This window comes from Pseudomonas fluorescens group sp. PF-1, assembly GCF_054481335.1.
This window is the reverse complement of record NZ_JBTMNG010000002.1, coordinates 2,852,873-2,871,922: the sequence shown is the minus strand read 5'-3', so window position 1 is coordinate 2,871,922 and position 19,050 is coordinate 2,852,873. Positions and strand designations below refer to the sequence as shown.

At 60.1% G+C, this 19,050-nt stretch carries 18 protein-coding genes and 1 pseudogene; 11 read left to right on the top strand and 8 right to left on the bottom strand.

The annotated features are described in order from the left end of the window. Window positions 1-3: 3 nt before the first annotated feature. From ACX3YD_RS28105 to ACX3YD_RS28090, 4 genes are all read left to right on the top strand, one after another. Window positions 4-903 (top strand): bestrophin family protein, encoded by a 900-nt coding sequence (locus ACX3YD_RS28105; protein ID WP_458961588.1) that lies wholly within the window; start codon window positions 4-6, stop codon window positions 901-903. Window positions 904-1,024: 121 nt separating this feature from the next. Continuing rightward, a complete protein-coding gene (gene chrA / locus ACX3YD_RS28100) occupies window positions 1,025-2,383 on the top strand; it encodes a chromate efflux transporter (RefSeq protein ID WP_458961587.1) in 1,359 nt (452 codons plus the stop codon). Between the two features lie 399 nt (window positions 2,384-2,782). Further along, window positions 2,783-4,147: a glutamine synthetase family protein gene (locus ACX3YD_RS28095; RefSeq protein WP_047528069.1), complete on the top strand. Its 1,365-nt coding sequence runs from the start codon at window positions 2,783-2,785 to the stop codon at window positions 4,145-4,147. A gap of 164 nt (window positions 4,148-4,311) precedes the next feature. After that, window positions 4,312-5,607, top strand: coding sequence for an NAD(P)/FAD-dependent oxidoreductase (locus ACX3YD_RS28090; protein WP_458961586.1), 1,296 nt, complete (start codon window positions 4,312-4,314; stop codon window positions 5,605-5,607). A 58-nt stretch (window positions 5,608-5,665) separates the two neighbouring features. Here ACX3YD_RS28090 and ACX3YD_RS28085 read toward each other — a convergent pair whose 3' ends face one another. Further along, on the bottom strand, window positions 5,666-6,454 hold the full coding sequence (locus tag ACX3YD_RS28085; RefSeq protein ID WP_458961585.1) for a DeoR/GlpR family DNA-binding transcription regulator: 789 nt from the start codon (window positions 6,452-6,454) through the stop codon (window positions 5,666-5,668). A 365-nt stretch (window positions 6,455-6,819) separates the two neighbouring features. On the opposite strand from ACX3YD_RS28085, the gene ACX3YD_RS28080 reads away from it, so the two are divergent. From ACX3YD_RS28080 to ACX3YD_RS28065, 4 genes are all read left to right on the top strand, one after another. After that, window positions 6,820-7,584, top strand: a complete 765-nt coding sequence (locus ACX3YD_RS28080) for a COG4705 family protein (RefSeq protein WP_103404217.1) — start codon at window positions 6,820-6,822, stop codon at window positions 7,582-7,584. A gap of 28 nt (window positions 7,585-7,612) precedes the next feature. Next, complete coding sequence (locus tag ACX3YD_RS28075) at window positions 7,613-8,050, top strand: hypothetical protein (RefSeq protein WP_103404216.1); 438 nt, start codon at window positions 7,613-7,615, stop codon at window positions 8,048-8,050. A 108-nt stretch (window positions 8,051-8,158) separates the two neighbouring features. Continuing rightward, window positions 8,159-8,824, top strand: coding sequence for a response regulator (locus tag ACX3YD_RS28070; RefSeq protein WP_103404215.1), 666 nt, complete (start codon window positions 8,159-8,161; stop codon window positions 8,822-8,824). Beyond that, on the top strand, window positions 8,800-10,146 hold the full coding sequence (locus ACX3YD_RS28065) for an ATP-binding protein (RefSeq protein WP_458961584.1): 1,347 nt from the start codon (window positions 8,800-8,802) through the stop codon (window positions 10,144-10,146). Before ACX3YD_RS28070 ends, ACX3YD_RS28065 begins: the two co-directional genes overlap by 25 nt. A gap of 29 nt (window positions 10,147-10,175) precedes the next feature. On the opposite strand, the gene ACX3YD_RS28060 is transcribed toward ACX3YD_RS28065, so the two are convergent. From ACX3YD_RS28060 to ACX3YD_RS28045, 4 genes and pseudogenes are all read right to left on the bottom strand, one after another. Next, the gene (locus ACX3YD_RS28060; protein ID WP_103404213.1) at window positions 10,176-10,847 is read right to left on the bottom strand and encodes an ATPase; all 672 of its coding nucleotides are present in this window, start codon (window positions 10,845-10,847) and stop codon (window positions 10,176-10,178) included. A gap of 173 nt (window positions 10,848-11,020) precedes the next feature. Next, a pseudogene (locus ACX3YD_RS28055) lies at window positions 11,021-11,200 on the bottom strand (helix-turn-helix domain-containing protein); the annotation flags it as partial. A gap of 340 nt (window positions 11,201-11,540) precedes the next feature. Beyond that, complete coding sequence (locus ACX3YD_RS28050; protein ID WP_047528048.1) at window positions 11,541-11,723, bottom strand: DUF1289 domain-containing protein; 183 nt, start codon at window positions 11,721-11,723, stop codon at window positions 11,541-11,543. A gap of 3 nt (window positions 11,724-11,726) precedes the next feature. Further along, a complete protein-coding gene (locus tag ACX3YD_RS28045; protein ID WP_458962091.1) occupies window positions 11,727-12,098 on the bottom strand; it encodes a hypothetical protein in 372 nt (123 codons plus the stop codon). A gap of 204 nt (window positions 12,099-12,302) precedes the next feature. On the opposite strand from ACX3YD_RS28045, the gene ACX3YD_RS28040 reads away from it, so the two are divergent. After that, on the top strand, window positions 12,303-14,366 hold the full coding sequence (locus tag ACX3YD_RS28040; RefSeq protein WP_458961583.1) for a bifunctional DedA family/phosphatase PAP2 family protein: 2,064 nt from the start codon (window positions 12,303-12,305) through the stop codon (window positions 14,364-14,366). A 44-nt stretch (window positions 14,367-14,410) separates the two neighbouring features. Here ACX3YD_RS28040 and ACX3YD_RS28035 read toward each other — a convergent pair whose 3' ends face one another. The 3 genes from ACX3YD_RS28035 to ACX3YD_RS28025 are packed head-to-tail and all read right to left on the bottom strand — an operon-like array spanning window position 14,411 to window position 17,642. Beyond that, window positions 14,411-15,601 (bottom strand): MFS transporter, encoded by a 1,191-nt coding sequence (locus tag ACX3YD_RS28035; RefSeq protein WP_458961582.1) that lies wholly within the window; start codon window positions 15,599-15,601, stop codon window positions 14,411-14,413. 2 nt (window positions 15,602-15,603) lie between these two features. Next, the gene (locus ACX3YD_RS28030) at window positions 15,604-16,974 is read right to left on the bottom strand and encodes a heavy metal sensor histidine kinase (protein ID WP_458962090.1); all 1,371 of its coding nucleotides are present in this window, start codon (window positions 16,972-16,974) and stop codon (window positions 15,604-15,606) included. Further along, the gene (locus ACX3YD_RS28025; protein WP_458961581.1) at window positions 16,971-17,642 is read right to left on the bottom strand and encodes a heavy metal response regulator transcription factor; all 672 of its coding nucleotides are present in this window, start codon (window positions 17,640-17,642) and stop codon (window positions 16,971-16,973) included. Before ACX3YD_RS28025 ends, ACX3YD_RS28030 begins: the two co-directional genes overlap by 4 nt. Window positions 17,643-17,789: 147 nt before the next feature. Here ACX3YD_RS28025 and ACX3YD_RS28020 point away from each other — a divergent pair, with 147 nt between their 5' ends. Both ACX3YD_RS28020 and uraH read left to right on the top strand, forming a co-directional pair. Continuing rightward, a complete protein-coding gene (locus tag ACX3YD_RS28020) occupies window positions 17,790-18,293 on the top strand; it encodes a GlcG/HbpS family heme-binding protein (RefSeq protein WP_103404210.1) in 504 nt (167 codons plus the stop codon). 10 nt (window positions 18,294-18,303) lie between these two features. Then, window positions 18,304-18,714 carry a hydroxyisourate hydrolase gene (gene uraH / locus ACX3YD_RS28015; RefSeq protein WP_458961580.1) on the top strand — a complete coding sequence of 137 codons (411 nt, stop codon included), beginning with the start codon at window positions 18,304-18,306 and terminating at the stop codon, window positions 18,712-18,714. Window positions 18,715-19,050 lie beyond the last annotated feature (336 nt).

Here is a 19,050-nt window from a genome sequence, read left to right as displayed (position 1 = left end):
ACCATGATCGTCAGACCCAAACCCAACCTGATCGGTGTCCTGACATCACTCAAGGGCTCGATCGCCAAGCGCATTGCCCTGCGCAGCCTGATGGTGACGCTGCTGGCCTCGGCCATCGTGCTGATCGAAACGCTGCACCCCAGCTACTTTTCCAAGGTCAGTGCGACACCCTTCACCCTGCTGGGTTTGTCGCTGTCGATCTTCATGAGCTTTCGCAACAACGCCTGTTATGACCGCTGGTATGAAGCGCGCAAGGCGTGGGGCGACATCATCGTCGAAGTCCGGTCGATGATTCGTGAAACCCGGATCATCAAGGACGCCCGTGAACGACACGCGATCCTCGGCAACCTCTGCGGCTTCGCCCATGCGCTTAACGCCCGGTTGCGCAAGGAGAACGAACTGGCCGCCAGCGGTGACTGGTTGCAGCCGATTCCCAAGGGCGGCACCCAGGACATCAGCGGGCAAGTCCTGATGCAGGTTGGCCAACAGTGCTCGGCACTCAGCGAGTCGGGCGCCATCAACGAATGGCGCTACACCATCATCGCCGGTCACCTGTCCAGCCTGACCCGCGCCCAGGCGGTCTGTGAACGGATCAAAAACACCCCGCTGCCGTTCCCCTACACCTTGCTGCTGCACCGGACCATCTACCTGTTCTGCATTCTGTTGCCGTTTGCGATGGCCGAACCCCTGGGCTGGCTGACACCGATTTTCACCGCGATCGTCAGCTACACCTTTTTCGGGCTGGACGCGATTGCCGATGAACTGGAAGACCCGTTCGGCCGCGACGAAAACGACCTGCCCACCGACGCCATCGTGCGCAACATCGAGCGCGACGTCCTGGAGGCACTGGGCGTGACGGAACTGCCGCCACAACTGGAGCCGGTGGACTTTGTCCTGAACTGAAAAGCAAGCTTGCAGGAGCGCGGCTTGCCCACGATGGCGCTCGGGCAAAACCGACTGTTCAAAGCGCCGCTTCATGGCTACAGTCACCGGTTCAAAGCGCCCCAGCACAAGGAACATTCGCTTGAGCCTCACGCCCTCCCCAAACAGCGCACTCGAACTGACCAAGCCTGCGCCGATCAGCTTGCGAGAAGCGTTCGGTTTCTGGCTCAAGCTCGGTTTCATCAGCTTCGGCGGGCCGGCCGGACAGATTTCGATCATGCATCAGGAACTGGTCGAGCGCCGCCGCTGGATCTCCGAACGACGCTTCCTGCATGCCCTCAACTACTGCATGTTGCTGCCCGGCCCCGAGGCCCAGCAACTGGCGACCTACCTCGGCTGGCTGATGCACCGTACCTGGGGTGGCGTGATCGCCGGCGCACTGTTTGTGCTGCCGTCGCTGTTCATCCTGATTGCGCTGTCCTGGGTGTACATCGCCTTCGGTGAAGTGCCGGTGGTGGCCGGGCTGTTTTACGGGATCAAGCCGGCGGTCACCGCGATTGTGCTGCAAGCCGCGCACCGGATCGGCTCCCGTGCGCTGAAGAACGGCTGGATGTGGGCGATCGCCGCAGCGTCATTCGCCGCGATCTTCCTCGGCAACGTGCCGTTTCCGCTGATCGTGCTGGGCGCGGCCATCATCGGTTACTTCGGCGGGCGCCTGGCCCCGGATAAATTCAGTACGGGCGGCCACGGCGCGGCGAAAAAATCTTTCGGCCCGGCACTGATCGACGACGACACGCCGCCCCCCGAACATGCCCGTTTCAGTCGCTGGTACCTGTTGCGCCTGGCGCTGATCGGCGTGGTGTTGTGGACGCTGCCGATGGCGACCCTCACTGCCCTGTTCGGCTGGGAAGGCACGCTCACGCAAATGAGCTGGTTCTTCACCAAAGCGGCCCTGCTCACCTTCGGCGGTGCCTACGCGGTGCTGCCCTACGTGTATCAGGGCGCGGTCGGCCACTACGGCTGGCTGACGCCGACGCAGATGATCGACGGCCTGGCGCTGGGCGAAACCACGCCGGGGCCGCTGATCATGGTCGTGGCCTTTGTCGGTTTTATCGGTGCCTATGTCCATCAAGTGTTCGGCCCTGATCAGGCTTTTGTCGCCGGCGCCCTCGCGGCCACGCTGGTGACCTGGTTCACTTTCCTGCCCTCGTTCCTGTTCATCCTCGCCGGTGGTCCACTGGTGGAATCCACCCATAACGAACTGAAATTCACCGCGCCACTGACGGCCATCACTGCCGCGGTGGTCGGCGTGATTCTCAACCTGGCGTGCTTTTTTGGTTATCACGTGCTGTGGCCCAAGGGCTTCGCCGGTCAACTGGACTGGCCTCCATTGCTGATCGCCATCGCCGCCGCCATTGCCTTGCTTCGGTTCAAGCGCGGCGTCATCGAAGTGTTGTTCGGTTGTGGCCTGATCGGACTGGTCGTGCACCTGCTGCACTGAATCAAAGATTTACATGTGCCCCGTTCACCCCTAGTATCCAGCCATCCCCGGATGGCTGTTTACCGGCCACCGACGTTTTCCTTCTGGAAACATGAGTCATGCGCACTTCGCCGTCAGAGCCCCACTTGCTGGATGTCTCGATCCTGACCCCCTCGCTGCTGGTCGCGGACGGCATTGCCTGATGAAACGCATCGTCAACCTCCCCATGGCCCTGCGCCGCTCAAAACTGCGTCACTCCGCACGCCCGCCGGATAGCTCCCTGCTCGCCTGATCGCGTCTTCGACGCATCGAGCCCCCAGCCTTTTTGCTATCGCTGCCAGCACGCAACGGATCTTTGTCCGTGCCCGTGCCGCGGCCCGAATCCGTGCGTCCGCGGGACGCCAACGTGAGTGACGAACCATGAAATTCGCAGCCCTTGAAGATGCCCAACGCTTTCTGGCAAACAACCCCGATATCGACATGATCGAGCTGTTCATTCTCGATGCCAACGGCGTGCCACGCGGCAAACTGTTGCACCGCGAAGAACTGCTGGCGGTGTATGAAAGCGGTCGTCCGCTGCCCAGCACCATCCTCGGCCTGACCTTGCAGGGCGAAGACGTCGAGAACTCCGGGCTGGTGTGGGACGTCGGCGACATCGACTGCCGCGCCTACCCGCTCGAAGGCAGCCTGGTGCGCTTGCCGTGGCGGCAGATTCCGACGGCGGCGGTGCAGGTCAGCATGCACCCGCAAGAAGGCATGCCGGCGAGCATCGCCGACCCGCGTCACCTGCTGATCAAAGTCATCGACGGCCTCAAAGCCGAGGGTTACCACCCGGTGATGGCCTGCGAGCTGGAGTTCTATCTGCTCGACAGCAAGCGCGATCACAACGGTCGTCCGCAACCGGCGCTGGACGCTGACGGCGGTCGTCCACGGCACACTCAGGTCTATGGCCTGCGTGAGCTGGAACAGATCGAACCGTTCCTCGCCGACCTCTATGCCGCGTGCAAACTGCACGAGATTCCGGCGCGCACGGCGATTTCCGAATACGCCCCGGGCCAGGTGGAAATCACCCTGGAACACGGCGATGCCTTGCAGGCGATGGACCAGGCCGTGCGTTACAAGCGCCTGGTGAAAGCCGTCGCCCACAAGCACGGCATGCAGGCGACGTTCATGGCCAAGCCCTTCGACGATCTGGCCGGCACCGGCATGCACATGCACGTCAGCATCGCCGACGCCGAAGGTCGCAACCTGTTCGCCTCCGAGGACCCGGCCGGCACCCCGCTGCTGCGCACCGCCATCGGCGGCATGCTCGCCTCGCTGCTCGATTCGTTGTTGCTGTTTTGCCCCAACGCCAACTCCTACCGGCGTTTCCAGGCCAACAGCTATGCGCCCCTGGCACCGACCTGGGGCGTCGATAACCGCACGGTGAGCCTGCGCGTGCCGGGTGGCCCGGCCAACAGCCGCCACATCGAACACCGCATCTGCGGCGCCGACGCCAACCCGTATCTGGCGGCGGCGGCGATTCTGGCCGGCATCCATCGCGGCATCCGTGAAAACCTCGATCCGGGCGAACCGGTGCAAGGCAACGGTTATGCGCAAGCCACGCAGTTGCTGCCCACCGACTGGCTGACCTCCCTGACGGCACTGGAGAACTCGGCCTGGGCGCGGGATGCATTGGGTCAGGAATTTCTAGGGGTTTATCTGGCGGTCAAGCGTGCCGAGTACCGGCAGTTCATGGGCGAAGTGGGTGAGCAGGACTGGCGCTGGTATCTGACTGAGGCGTGAGCCTGCAGGTCGGCCATACGCACTTCCACTGTAGGAGCGAGCGTGCTCGCGAAGGGGCCATGTCAGCCACCGCCGTTGGTGAATGACACACCGCCATCGCGGGCAAGCCCGCTCCCACAGGGGTTTGCGCCAACTTCTCTACCTCTTTTTTCCGGACCATGAACATGACTGAACGCTGCAATTCCTACTACACCGCCACTCTCAACCAGGACACCGATTACCCGACCCTGCAAGGCCAACACCGGGTTGACGTGGTGATCATCGGCGGCGGCTTCACCGGCGTCGCCACCGCCGTCGAACTGGCTGAAAAAGGCCTGAAAGTCGCCATCGTCGAAAGCCACAAAATCGGCTGGGGCGCGACCGGACGCAACGGTGGCCAGGTCACCGGCAGCCTCTCGGGCGACGAGGCCATGCGCAAGCAGATGCGCCGCACCCTCGGCGAAGACGTCGACGACTTCATCTGGCACCTGCGCTGGCGTGGGCACCAGATCATCCGGCAACGGGTAGAAAAATACGGCATCGCCTGCGACCTCAAGCACGGCCACCTGCACGCGGCCTACAAGCCAGGCCACATGGAGGGCTTGCGCAAGGATTACGACGAAGCCGTGCGCCGTGGCATGGGCGACGAGGTCAGCCTGCTCGACCGCAGCCAGGTGCGTGACCTGCTGCAAAGCGACCTTTACCACGGCGCAATCAAGAACACCCGCAACATGCACCTGCACCCGCTGAACCTGTGCATCGGTGAAGCCCGCGCGGCCGAGAGCCTGGGCGCGCTGATCTTCGAAAACAGCGAAGTGCTGGAGATCATTCACGGCGATGGCCCGCACAAAAGCCCTGGCGTACGCACCGCCCACGGTCGCATCGACGCCAACCAGGTGCTGCTGGCCGGCGACGTCTACCACAAACTGGAACCGGGCCAGCTCAAGGGCAAGATTTTCCCGGCCATGGGCGGCATCGTCACCACCGCGCCGCTGGGCGACCTGGCCAGGCAGATCAATCCCGAAGACCTGGCCGTCTACGACTGTCGCTTCGTGCTCGACTACTACCGCCTGACGGCGGACGGTCGCCTGCTGTTCGGTGGCGGCGCCAACTACAGTGGCAAAGACTCACGGGACATCGCCGCCGAGTTGCGCCCCTGCATCGAGCAAACATTCCCGGCGCTCAAGGGCGTGGCCATCGATTACCAGTGGAGCTGCGCGATGGGCATCGTGATCAACCGCATCCCGCAACTGGGCAAGCTCTCGGACAACGTCTGGTACTGCCAGGGCTACTCCGGGCACGGCATCGCCACCACGCATATCATGGGCGAAATCATGGGCCGCGCGATCACCGGACAACTGGAGCACTTCGACACCTTCGCTGCCTGCCAGCACATCCGCGTCCCCATGGGCGACCTGCTCGGCAACCCGATGCTCGCCGCCGGCATGTGGTACTACCAAATGCTCGAACGCCTGCGCTGAGGCAGCCACGGAATACACCTGAATCAGCTGTGGGAGCCAGCTTGCTCCCATAGTTTGCTCAAGCCTCCACCTGCACCACCTCGATGCCCAGCTTGCGGTAATCATCGATGTTGCCCGTTGCCACATGACGCTCGGTGATCAGCGTATGCAGGCGCGAACAGGGCGCCACCACGAACGGTTCGACCGCGCCCAGTTTGTCCGCCGTGGTGACGGCGATCACCTGCGAGGCACTGTCGATCAGCGCCTGTTTCACCGGCACCTCCTCGAAATGCAGCGAGCTGATGCCCACCTCGGGATGAATCGCGCAAACCCCGGTGAACAGCAGGTCAGCCTTGATTCCCTGTAGCAAGCGAAGGGTCTCGTGGCCACTGACGGACAGGGTCGCCAGGTTGAGTTGCCCGCCCGCGAGAATGACCTTGATGCCTTTGTATTCAGCCAGGGTGATGGCAGTCATCGGCGAAGTCGTGATGGCGGTGATGGAAATGTCCGAGGGCAGCGAACGCGCGATCTGCAGCGTGGTCGTGCCCGAATCGAACATCACGATCTGGCCGTCCTCCACCCTTTGGGCGGCGAGCTGCGCCAGTCGGGTTTTCACCTCATCGGTTTCGCTGATGCGGGTGAAGTAATCCTTGCCGGTGTCCTTGGGTCGCGGCAGCGCCCCGCCGTGCACCCGCTGAACCAGGCCGGCGCTGTCCAGCTCGGCAAGATCGCGGCGGATGGTGTCTTCGGACACGGCGAAATGCTGGCTCAACCCGGAGGCCATGACCTTGCCGTCGCGCTCGAGGATCAGGAGGATTTTCTGCCGGCGCACATGAGGGAGTTCGGCCGCGGAATGCCGATCATGCATGTTTTTGCCTGCTTATGCGTTTAGCTGCGTGTTTTTGCGAGATTAGTCAAACCGTGCCATAAACACAAACAGGACGAGGCCAGATATCAATTGTTTCGATCTTTCAAATCACGAAGGCGAATTTTTTATTTGCGCGTGACCTGTTCAAGATGAGCGCCATCACAAAAAGCACCGGATGGACATCTCATGAATCTCAATTTCGCCTTCGCCTGCATGATCGTGGTCTCGTTTGCCATCGCGCTGGGCCACGCCTGATTCAAAGTGCCCGGCATTGCTCGATCCTGCCTTGCTCAGTCCCAGCTAAGTTTCAGTCGGTAGCCTTTCTCCTGCGCCACTAACAGCGCTGCCCAGGAGAATCGATCGACATGAACCCGACACCCGCCGGCTGGCTCAACAAGGTGCCCGAAGTGACGCTGTCATTTTGGGTCATCAAGATCATGTCCACCACGGTCGGTGAGACCGGCGCCGACTTTCTGGCCGTCAACGCAGGCCTCGGCGCGGGCTGGACCAGTATCGGCATGGCGGCCCTGCTGGCCATCGCGCTGACCGGCCAACTGCGCACAAAAGCCTACACCCCCTGGATCTATTGGCTCACCGTGGTGCTGGTGAGCATCGTCGGCACGCAGATCACCGACATCCTCACCGACATGCTGGACGTCAGCCTGTACACCAGTACCGCGGTCTTTTCCGTTCTGCTGGCGGTCAATTTCCTGGTCTGGTACCGGACCGAACACAACCTCTCCATCCGCGAAATCGTCACCCCACGGCGCGAGCTGTTCTATTGGGCGACCGTGCTCTGCACCTTTGCCCTGGGCACCGCTGCGGGCGACCTGGCCACTGAAGCACTGGGCCTGGGCTTCACCCTCGGCGCGGTGATATTCGGCGTATTGATTGGCGCCACCCTCGTCGCCTGGCGCCTGGGCGGTAACGTCGTGCTGACCTTCTGGATCGCCTACATCCTGACCCGCCCCTTCGGCGCCTCCCTCGGCGACCTGCTGACGCAAGCCAAAACCTACGGTGGCCTGGGCATGGGCGCGAGCTGGACCAGCGCGCTGTTCCTGTGCGTCATCGTCATTCTGGTGGCCGTCGCGCAAATGAGCGTCGGCAGCCGTAAACACACCACTGCGTAATCCTTCAACAGCTATTCAGGGACACTTCATGCGCTACGTTCAAAACGCCATTCGCCACCTTGCCATTGTTGGCGCCATTGCCCTGCTCGGCGTCGCGACCGGCTGCTCGAAACCGGCGGACAAACCCAATGCCGGTGCCGCTTCGGGCGCGGTCAGCAACCAGGCCGTCGCGGGCTCCAAACTGGGCGACTTGTCAGCGTTCCGCAGCATTGCCGCCGACGTCGTCGGGCTGGTCGACAAAAATGACCTGCCTGCGGCGAAAACCCGGATCAAGGACCTGGAAACCTCTTGGGATGAAGCCGAAGCCGGCATCAAGCCCCGTGCCGCCAGCGACTGGCATGTGGTGGACAAGGCCATCGACCGCGCACTGTCTGCGCTGCGCAAGAGCAGCCCGGTCCAGAGCGACTGCAAAATCGCCATGGATGACCTGCTCAAGGCCTTCGACGCCATGAAAGCCACCCCCTGACCGATGGCCGCTACCTCCGTGAGGCGATAGCGGACAAACCCGGACACAGGTGCTTCACTACAGGCGCGACGGCCATCACCGTCGCGTCTTTTCTTACCGGAGCCGAACATGCGGATACTGCTGGTCGAAGACGACCCGATGATCGGCGACGTGATCCAGAGCGCCCTCACGGATGCCAGTTACGCCGCCGACTGGGTCAAGAACGGCCTGTTGGCCCTGACTGCGTTGCAGACCCAGCACTACGATCTGGTGTTGCTGGACCTCGGCCTGCCCGGCAAGGACGGGCTCGATGTACTCGACAGTATTCGTGGCCAGAACAACCCCGTGCCGCTGCTCATCATCACCGCCCGCGACAACCTCGATGATCGCTTGCGCGGGCTCGATGGCGGCGCCGACGATTACCTGCTCAAACCCTTCGAGATGGCCGAACTGCTGGCGCGCATGCGTGCGGTGCTGCGCCGTCACGGTGGCAGCGCCCTGTCGCGACTCGACAACGGCGTCGTGGCCCTGGACCTGATTTCCAAGGAAGCCAGCACGGAAGAAAATCCCGGGGTTTTGCTCTCCAGTCGCGAGTTCGCCTTGCTCCAGGCGTTGTTGATCCGGCCAGGGGCCATCCTGTCGCGCAGCGAACTCGAAGACCGTCTCTACGGCTGGGGCAATGAAGTGGAAAGCAATGCGGTGGAATTCCTGATTCATGCGCTGCGTCGCAAACTGGGAAGCCACGTCATCAAAAATGTCAGGGGTATGGGATGGATGGTTTCAAAAAACGTTTAGGCGAGTCGGTCCAGCTCAGGTTGAGCGTGGCCCTGTCGCTGGCCATCCTGACGGTCGCCATCGTGGCCGGGGTCTTCGCCTACGTTTCGGCCTTCGATGAAGCCCACGACATGCAGGACGACACCTTGCGCCAGATGGCCAAGCTCTTCGACCGCCAGCACATGACACTCCAGTACCCGGAAAATGGCGCGGCGGACGACGACGAGGCGCGCATCGTTCTTCAGTACCTGGCCGACGGCAGCAAAGCCTCGGGAGACGATGATGCCGGCACCCCGCTGCCCTTCCCCACGACCTTGCCCGACGGTCTGTCGACCGTGCCCATTGCCGGCGAAGCCTTTCGCGTCCTGGTCAAGACCACCGCCCAGGGCGAGCGCATCGCCGTCGCCCAGGAAACCGGCGCCCGCGACAAGGACGCCCGCGCCAGTGCCTGGCGCAGTGTCCTGCCGTTCCTGGTTCTGCTGCCCATCCTGCTGCTGGTGGTCAGCGACCTGGTGCGCAAACTGTTCCGCCCCATTGCCATGCTTTCGTCTGAAATCGACCATCGCGACGAGCAGGAACTGCATCCGATCGACGAACACCACTTGCCCCTCGAAATCCGCCCCTTCGTGGTGGCGATCAATCGATTGCTCAACCGTGTCGCGCAGTCCATGGAAAGCCAGCGCCGCTTCGTCGCCGACGCCGCCCACGAACTGCGCTCGCCGCTGACGGCCCTGTCCCTGCAAGCCGAGCGACTGGCCGCCGTCGACATGCCGGAGCCGGCGCGAGAGCGGCTGGTGCCCTTGCGACGGGGCATCGAGCGCGGCAGACAATTGATTGACCAGTTGCTGACACTGGCCAAGGCGCAGTCCACTGCGACCTGCGGGGCATCAACGACCTCCGTGCATGAGGTCTATCGCCGCGTGCTGGAAGATCTATTGCCGCTGGCCGAACGCAAGCACCTCGACATTGGAGTCGAGATCGAACAAGACGCGCGGGTGTGCATCAACGAAATCGACCTGACGGCCGTGGTGAAAAACCTGGTGGACAACGCTATCCGCTACACGCCGGCGCACGGCCGCGTAGACCTGACGCTAAAAATGGATAACGGCCAGGCCCTGTTGCAGATCAGGGACTCGGGGCCAGGTATTGTCGTGGAGGAACAGGAACGGGTGTTCGATCCGTTCTATCGCTGCCTGGGCACCGATGAATCCGGCTCGGGGCTGGGGCTGTCGATCGTCAAGGCGATCGTGGACCGTACCGGGGCGCGGGTGAAATTGGGTTTCACGGATGAACGGGCCAGAAGCGGCCTGTGTGTGTCGTTGTGGTTGCGCGTCAGCCACTGAGCACGCCTTGACGGCCGATCAACCGGCCGTCAGTTGCTGGCAACGTGATCCACGTTGCCCGTCATCACCAGCGCCTTGAGCGACGCATCAAACTGTTTCAGCGCATTCACTTGCAACTCGGTTTGCTCGTTGATTTGTGCGGCGATCTGCGGAGCGGCTTTGCCATGCACCCACACCGAGGGCATTTGCTTGGCGCGTGAACCTTCAGCCTGGCCGATGTATTGCAGGTTCGCATCGTAGAACCTGGCGACAAACCGCGCTTCGACCTGGTCATTGCGCTTGGACACCAGGCGGCTGAAGGTGTCGAGCATCACCACCACATCGGGATGCGCCTGTACGGCGGCGTCAAGGTTGTCGTAGACCGTCACCGAGGCGAACTGCTTCTGCAGCGACCCCATCAACCCGTTGAGCGCACGTTGCGGATCGGAACTGTCGACGAACGCCTTGGCGATTTGCGGATTCATCTGCGGGTTCTTCGCGCCATTGACCGCCACGGCGTGGTAGCTCTCAAGGTATTGTTGGGTGTTGACGGTGTTTTCGCTGTAAAGCACCGCCACCGATTGCGCGTGCTTCAGGCCTGCAGCGCTATCGGCCATCGGCAAAAAGTGGCAAGACTCCTGACCCGCGCCGAAGGCAGGCGTCATGGCTGCTACACCACAGCTCAAAAAGGCGACAAGCGTCAGCAGGGTGGAAGTTCTCATCGCGTTTGCTCCTTCAGAAACCGCTTCGGTGTATCGCCAGTCTCCTCTTTTTCCGGCAAAACAAAACTTGCATTCCTTGATGATAACTATCGACTGAACGAATGGTGGTGGGCGGTGAGCGACTGAGGCTGACAATCGCGCCCTCCCTGCTACAGCGAAGTTGCGCGCCCCATTCAACCGGGTCGTGAAATACCGTGATGACGCAGTTTGCGATAGAGCGTATTGCGGCTGATTCCCAGGCGGGCGGCGACACGGGCGATATGCCAGTGTTCCGCCTCAATCAACGTTAGCAACGTCTGTCGTTCGGATACTCCCAGCGGATTTTCGGCCAGCGCGGCTGTCGCGGGTGCTGCCATGGACAAGGTCGGCCGCTGCTGGGGCTTGGGTTCTGGAACCACGAATGATCCTGGCCCGTACGAGGGCGACTGCGCAACATGTGGAAGCCACCACACTGGCTGAGTCAAATGGCGCCCAGCCGTGGTTGGGCGCCTCTCCACAATGCCCCGGATGCAGCCTGAAGATACCCGCCAGGGCTCCCCGCTGCCCGGTTTCAGCGTCAGGAATAGTGTTGAGCTAATGCCGCAGAGCACGCCAATGCCCTGAATGTGACACCAGGGCAGGTGTCTTCGCCGGACGCTGACTTTCCGACAACCAGCCCAATCGATGTTGCTCGGTATTGATGCGTATAAAGATTCAAGCGTTCTTTTTTTGCAGGCTTTTCAGACGCAGCGTCGCACGCTGCACGGCAGCCATCTTTTCCGGGCGCTTCATGCGCTTCCATTTTTTGATGTCCTCCTTGGTGCGACCGCAGCTCAGGCAAAGCTCGCTGTTCAGTTGGCAAACAGAAATACAGGGGTTCTCGATATCCTTGGCCATGCTTCAACCCTTCATAACGCGTTTGCGCGCCAAGCGCTGCTGCCAGTCACCCGCGTTCATCCGCCGACATTGCTCTTCACTGTCGAAGTGCAGGTGAGCCATCACTTGGCTGATTTGAATACCCACCGCGAGTAGCGCCTGAGTGGTCAGCTCAAGCATGCGTTTGTCTTGTCCGCAGGCGAGCGCTTGATTCCTGCTGGCGTGGGTGTCGAAAACCCAAACAACCATCAGACTGGATGGGAACAGCGCGTAATCCACCTCGTGGGTCAACCAGGAGAATCCCACTATCTCCGCCTTGGCCGTTTCGCAGGCCTCGGTAAGGGCGGTAATCAGGCGACGCTCAAGTTGTGCCTGTTCGCGCTTGCTCAAAAGCATATATCGATCCTTACTTTCATCTCGGCGGTGATGCGTATGTTGCCGGGAGGAGTGTTTCCCGACCATTATCAACTGTTTGGCAACGTCAAATACCACGAGAAACCAGCCGAAGGATGCGTTGAGTTCAAACATGCGGAAGTCGCCCTGACGGGAAGACACGCGCCTTGATCACCTTAGGGCCGACATTGCATAGGTTGCCCGCGAATGATGACGTACATGGTCTCATCAATCATCGAGTTCCTCACGGCAAATCCACATGTTGCCTACCTGGCGGTGTTTCTTCTGGCACTTTGCGAGTCAATCCCGATTATCGGCGCTGTCGTTCCCGGCACTGCCGTGATCCTCACGCTCAGTGCCTTGGTCCCGAGCGGCGTATTGCTGCTCTGGCCGTTGTTGGTCGCCGCCACGTCAGGTGCCATCGCCAGTGATGGACTTTCGTTCTGGCTCGGGCATCGATACAACCGCGAGATTCTTGGTTTCTGGCCCCTGAACCGCCACCCTGAACTGATTCAGAGAAGCGAGGCCTTCTTTGAGCGTCACGGCGCCAAGAGTGTGTTTTTCGCGCGCTTCGTACCGGGGGTCCGCGCCGTCATACCCCTCCTCGCCGGCATGCTGGGGATGAAGGCCAGTCGATTCTATGCCGTCAATATTGTCTCGGCGCTCGCTTGGGCTTCGTCGCATATCCTGTCCGGTGTACTCGTTGGCGCAACATTCAGCATTCTTGGAGCGGCTGCCAGGCCGCTGGCGATCCTGCTGGTCGTGCTACTCGCTGTGGGCTGGGCACTCCTGTATATCGTGCGCTGGATGTTGCGTCGCGGCATCCCCTGTGCCATCGACGCATTGGGCCGCCTGCAGTGCCGGGTCGGGGCTCACGACACCTGGTTGAGCCGCCGTCTCAGCCATTTACTCGATCCTTCGCGGCCCGAAGCACGAACTCTCGCAGTGTCAGCCGTGCTTCTCGTCGGTGCAGCCTGGCTCTTCTTTGGCATCCTTGAAGATGTCATCACCGGCGACCCGTTGCTGCTCGTCGACAGTGCGATATACCACGTGCTCCAGGATCTTCGAACAGTGCCAGGCGATGCGGTGATGATCGCCATTACAGAGCTCGGCGACACTACAGTCGTGGCTGCGGTAACGCTGGCTGTCTTGTCATGGCTCATGTGGAAACGCGCCTGGCGTACAGCGGCCTATTGGCTGATTGCGATTGCCGGCGCTTCAGCACTCAACTCGGTCATCAAAGTGGCGCTGCATCGAGTTCGCCCCGGTGAGCTTCTCTACTCCGGCTGGAGTGCATTTTCCTTCCCTAGCGGCCATAGCACGGTCAACGTCGTGCTCTACGGTTTCCTCGCCTTTCTCATCGCGCGTGATTTGCACCCGGCCTGGCGCCTCGTGGTCGCTCTCGGCGCAGCAATCCTGATATTTCTGATCGCCTCCTCGCGCCTCTACCTCGGTGCGCATTGGTTTTCCGACGTTATCGGGGGATTGGCATTCGGGTCGGCCTGGCTGGCGCTGCTCGGACTGTCCTACCTGCGACGCCAGGTTGGACGCGTGGAACCAAAGGGCCTGCTTGCCGCCGGATGTTCGGCACTGATACTGGTGGGGGGACTCAATATCTATCGCAGCCATGCCACCGATATCGACCGCTATGCTGTCAAAGCAACGACTCCAAACATGACCGCCACCGATTGGTGGGCGTCGGGCTGGCAGCAAGTGCCGGTGAGACGTATTGACCTCACGGGCGACACCAATGAGCCCATGTCGTTCCAGTGGGCCGGTGATCTGAACGACTTGCGAGATAGCCTGCAAAAACAAGGTTGGAACGACTCGGCGGACTGGACACCAATGAACGCACTGAATTGGTTTAACGTCCAGACTGGCCCGGCAGCTCTCCCGGTCATTCCATTTTTCGCCAGCGGTCGCCTCCCTTGTCTCAACCTCGTTCGAGCGAATAGTGATGACACGTTGAGCCGTTCGCGCCTCGTACTTCGCCTATGGGTCGTCGAGTTCGAGCTTACAAACGAACGGACTTCATCGCTGTGGATGGGCTCGGTGGTCGAGGAGCGCATTTATCATTCCATGTCCCTCATTACCTTGACGTCTACACAGCCTGATGTGAATGCGCCACGCAGCACGCTGGCTGTTGCTTTTGGCGATGCACGACTTGCGCCACGCCCTCCAGGTACGGCAGACGGGGATTGGGATGGCAAAGTCCTGTTAGCTCGCCACACCACCCCCACCCGTGGCCAAAGAGCGCTGTGCCATTGGTGAGTTGCTCAACCCGATCGCCATTCTTCTGCACCCTGCCGGAACTATTATTGTTTCTTGAGTAACAGCAAGAGCAGAGCTGTTGCGGCAATCATTGCCCCCGCGAGGAATGTGCTGCCTGAGCCAAAGCTGTGCCACAGCCAGCCCGCTAAAACACTGGCGATCAGCATGCATACACCACTGACCAGATTGAAAATGCCGAAAGCCGTACCCTTGAGTTGCCCGGGCGCGTTATCAGCGACCAGTGAGGCAAGGATGCCTTGGCTGAACCCCATATGAAGTCCCCACAATGCAACGCCCAGCATCATAGTGATGACAGAACCGGACTGAGCAAGCACCAGATCCGCCAGGACGAGTAACCCCATGCCAATGCAGAGCAGTTTCGTACGGCTCATACGATCAGATAACCAGCCGGCAGGATAAGCAGACAATGCATAGAAAAGTGCCATCACCACCATCACCAGCGGAATCCAGGTGACCGACAGGCCTGTCTGCTGCGCACGCAATACCAGAAACGCCTCGCTGAACCGGGCAAGCGTCAATACCCCTCCCACCACGACGACCCACCAATACCCGGCGCAGAAGTCGTGAAGAAATCGCCAATGAATGGGAGAGCGGAATTCGTGTTCGCTGGAGGCGAGTGTGGGTTCTTTGACGCCTGCGACAATCAGAGCCACCGCTATTATTGCGGGAATCACTGCAAACCAGAGCACGATCTGGATATTGGCAAGCCATAGCATCAGCAAGATGGCCAGAGCGGGGCCAAGAACAGCCCCCAGGGTATCCATCGATTGGCGCAAGCCAAAACAGGCCCCCCGGATCCCGGGCGGTGAAACATCTGCGACCAAGGCATCTCGCGGTGCTCCACGAATGCCCTTTCCGATGCGATCCAGAAAGCGCGCGGTAAAGACGACTTCAACCGAGTGTGCCAGAGGAAAAAGGGGTTTGCTTAGCGCAGCCAAACCATACCCCAGCAACAGCAATCCTTTGCGCCGCCCCATAAAGTCGCTGATAGCACCCGAGAATATCTTGACGAGCATTGCGGTCGACTCGGCAATCCCCTCGATGACCCCGACGGTCAATGCACTCGCACCCAATGTCGTAACCAAAAATACAGGTAGCAAGCTGTGTACCAGCTCAGAAGACAGATCCATGAACAGGCTGACAAAGCCCAACGCCCAGATCGTCCCCGGAATGCGAAGACGCTCGGCTTTGGTGGTTGGCCTTTCGCTACTCATATTCAAGCGTTTCCAAGGGGAAACTCCAAGTGAAAGCGCGTACCGGCTTCAGTGCTATCAACCGATACGCGACCGCCATGCAGTTGCATGATTGAGCGAACAATGGCCAATCCCAGCCCCCCGGAATCGTCGGGTTGATTGCGTGAGGGGTCACACCGGTAAAAGCGCTCAAACAATCGCGGCAGATGCTCTGCTGCAATCGGCTCGCCGTGGTTGTGCACCGTGATTTTGAGCGTGTCCTGCGAAACCTCGCTGCTGACCGTCACTGCCGAGGCGGGAGTGGCGTAGCGCAGCGCATTGGCCAGCAAGTTAGCCAATGCTCGACGGATCAAGCCTGGATCACCCGGCAACTGATCCTGAGTCCGGTTTATCAGCTGCACATCTCGCTCTTGCGCCACGCCTTCGAAGTACTCACATAGCTGCTCGATCAAATCGTGCAGGTTGATTTGCTCGAATTTTACGCAAGCGTTTGGCTGCTCGGTGCGAGCGAGAAACAACATGCTGTCGATCATTCGGGCCAGCCTTTCATACTCTTCCTGATTGGAAACCAGCAGGTTCTGATAGTCCTCGATAGAGCGACTGCGCCTCAGGGCTTGCTGGGTATGTCCCATCAGGTTGCCAAGCGGGGTTCGCATCTCATGGGCGAGATCTTCCGAGAAGCGTGAAAGCTGGGCGAATCCGTCCTCAAGGCGTGCAAGCATCTGATTGAGGGCGCTACAGAGCTGCTTGAGCTCATTCAGTTCATTGAACTGATCCAGCCGCAGATGCAGATGCTGCACATCGATTCCGGCTGCGCGCTTGGCCAGCAGGCGCACGGGGTGCAAGCCTCGTTGACTGACCCACCAGCCGAGTGCAAAAGCCAGAAGCGCACCGACTGACATGGCCAGCCAGAGCTTGAGCCGGTAAGCCCCCAGCATCTGGTCGCGCTCCCCCAGCAACTTGCCAGCAATCAGGGTCAAACCGCGACCACCCTGGGTGACATCCTGCCAGGCAAGTCGCACGGGCTCGGAGGAGTGATCGTCAACGAGGCGAGCGTGGGGTGCAGCGGGTAACTTCGGCAACGTCATTCGCACTGGGTTGATTTCGATTAACACCTTGCCACTGTCATCGACGATCCATAGCAGACTGTCGCGATTGCCCAACATGTTTTCGTAGAGCTTGGGCCGACCTCGCAACTGCTCGATGCTGTCGCTATCGCTGATCAAGGCTTGCATTCGCTCCAGGCGCCCCAGCAGGGCCTGATCATCGCGCCAGGCAATCTCTCGCTGCAACGATTGATAAAGATAAAAACCAATGGAGCCCAGCAACAGCGTGCTGACCAGGGCGAACATGATCGCCAGGCGCAGGCTCAGGGTGCGCGGAAACAGTTTCAGGATTGCACCTCAAGCATGTAACCGATGCCTCGCACCGTGTGTATCAACTTCACCGCGTAAGGATCGTCAACCTTGGCCCGCAGTCGACGGATGGCAACATCAACCACATTGGTGTCACTGTCGAAGTTCATCTGCCAGATCTGTGAGGCAATCAGCGAACGCGATAACACCTCCCCTTCACGACTGAGCAGCAGATGCAGCAGGGCGAACTCTTTGTTGGTCAGGGTGAGGCGTTCTCCATTGCGCGTGACCTTGCGTCGCAACAAGTCCAGGCTCAGGTCGCCAGCCACAAAATGCTCAACCTCGCGAGGCGGGCCACGGCGTAGCAAGGTGCGTATGCGGGCCAACAGCTCGGCATAGGAAAAGGGTTTGACCAGATAATCATCGGCCCCCAACTCCAGCCCTTTGACCCGATCATCCACCGAATCACGTGCGGTGAGAAACAGTACCGGGGTCTGCCACTTACGCCGGATGATTTGCAGCAATTGCCAGCCATCCAACCCCGGCAGCATGACATCCAGAATGATCAGATCGAACTCACTCTCCTGTGCCAAATGCTGGCCATCCAGCCCGTCAAGGGCGATCTCTACCGCATAGCCCGATTCAGTCAGGGCTTTGCGCAGGTAATCCGCCATTTTCGTTTCATCTTCAACCACCAGGATACGCATTTTTTCCTCCAGTACTGGAGCACAGGCTAGCCCGCTTCGCTGATTTCTCACATTACATCTTGGTAATCCGCAGGCAATCATTCTGACGGGGTGCGCAGGTCATGATGTCTGGCAATGACTCAGACAGCCTCAACCCAAGGAAACAGCATGCGTACAAGCCTATCGACTTCATTGCTGATCACACTCGCCATGAGCTCTGCATTCGCCGTTGCAGCCCCGGATCAAGTTGTGCAGCGCAAGGACGTGTCACTGGCAATGGCCAACGATTTGCTAAATGCCGCGCTGACGGCCTGTCACGCCGATGGCCGCACAGCCGTTGCCGCAGTGGTCGACCGTGGCGGCAATCTGGTTGCCGTGCAACGCGATGACAATGTCGGCCCGCACAACACGTTAGCCGCGCAACGCAAAGCCTTTACCGCCCTGTCGACCAAGACTTCGACGCGGTTGCTGGCTGAACGCGCTCGCGCGAATCCGGATGCTGAAAACCTCAACACCCTTGATGAGTTGTTACTGCTCGGTGGAGGCGTGCCATTGAAATTTGAGGGTCAGGTCATCGGCGCCATCGGCGTGGCCGGTGCGGGCGGGGCTGCAAACGATGAAGGTTGTGCAGAGGTTGCTATTAACAAAGTTTTACCTGCCGTTAAAAACTAAGGACATCCCCATGACTGTATTGAAAAGCTTCTTCGCTGGCGCTGTATTGAGTGCCCTTTCAGCCCTTGCATCAGCAGCGGCAAATCCATTGAGCGTGCATGTACTCAACTTGCAGGATGGCCTGCCCTCCCCTGGCGTCAATGTCACGCTGGAAAAACAGGATGGAAAAAACTGGGGCATGCTCAACAGCGCGGCAACCAACGAGCAAGGTCGTATCACCGGGCTGTATCCGGAAGGTCGGGGTCTGGAAAAAGGTACCTACCGTGTCACCTTCAAGACCGGTGAGTGGTTCAAAGCGCACAAGACGTCCAGCTTCTTTCCGGAGGTACCCGTCATTTTTGAAGTGGACGGTACCGTTCCTCACTACCACATCCCGTTGCTTCTCAGCCCTTATGGCTTCTCCACCTACCGAGGAAATTGATCGTCAGGCGATACCCAATGGATAGACAGCCGCCCCGACTCGAAAGGGCGGCACTGTCACAGAAAGAACAGCGCCCATCCTCAGTCTGTTCCGGGGCCCGCTCGATACAAACCTATACAAGACAACGTCCTACGCACAAGAATGCTCAGGCATCGAGTGCGCTGTCGAATATGCCCCGGCTGCGCAGACCCACCATCAATTGCCGACGCTCGATCCCCCCTGCCCGATTAATGCATGACCCGCGATCAACATCCATCCTTCGTGTTCAATCTCAAATTTTCTTGTACAATTAATACAGCAGTGTATAACTTTTGCGTTAGCTTGATGAAAGTGCCA